Annotated in this window: 1 pseudogene; it reads right to left on the bottom strand. The window is 51.7% G+C overall.

From position 1 onward, the window contains the following. Positions 1-924, bottom strand: a pseudogene (locus tag PGY33_RS14620) (MobA/MobL family protein); the annotation flags it as partial.

The following is a 924-nucleotide window of genomic DNA, read 5'->3' as shown; positions in this document are numbered from 1 at the left end:
TTGCGGTAATCTGCGGCTGATTTCCCGGAAGATTCCAGAAACGCTTCTAAGTCCTCCACAGTGGAAAGTCCCTTTTGCCGGAGATAGGACAATGCTTCGCTGACTGCCTTTAAGTCCTGTGAAGTCCCCCGGTTCTGTCCAGCCCTTGTCCAGTCCCTCCGTTCTTCTTTTCGTATCTCCATATACTTCATCAGCAGATTGGGAAGAAGTGTCGCTTCCTCCGCCGTTTTTTGTGCAAGCAGCTCTTTCCGTTTTTCTCCCAGTTCGGTAATCCAGCCTTTGAGGTTTTGAATGAGCTGCCGAATGGACTGCATCAGGCGGTTGGCGGCTTTGATTTCCCGGTTCAGGTTGCCGATATTCGTCTGGATACCACGCTTTTCCATCTGCTGGACAGCAGCCCCCTCATGGACAGTGGGGACTATATCAAGCCCCTGTCTGGCATAGGAACGCAAGTCCACACGCTCCGGGCGGTCATTGGCTTCCAGATAGCGGTTCTGGATGACCTCCCATTCATGCCGCCAGATTTCACAATACTTCTGGTCGTTCCAATCAACCGTATCCTCCTTGTGGCTTTTCCACCTGCCGGACGGAAGTTTTATCCGTTCTCCGCTTTCATCAAGGTCATAAACCTTGCGGCTCTTGGGAAGCCATTTTCCATGTTCGTCCATTGCTCTCATAGTCAACAGGACATGGGCGTGGGGATTGTGTCCCAGCTGATGGGGGTCATGGATTGCAAAATCAGCAATCATGCCTTTGGAAACAAACTGCTGCTCACAAAACTCCCGGACAAGTGGAGTTCCATTGTTTTTCCACAGCTTCGGCGGCGTTCCATAAGGTATTACGGTCTGCATACTCCGGCGGGGCATTTGCTGGGAGCAGAATCTCATTGTGGACGATACCACGCTTTTCCGGGTAGTGCTTCAC

This window comes from Butyricicoccus sp. AF18-9LB (genome assembly GCF_027684505.1).
Classification (GTDB): domain Bacteria; phylum Bacillota; class Clostridia; order Oscillospirales; family Butyricicoccaceae; genus Agathobaculum; species Agathobaculum butyriciproducens.
This window is presented reverse-complemented; position numbering and strand designations above follow the sequence as displayed.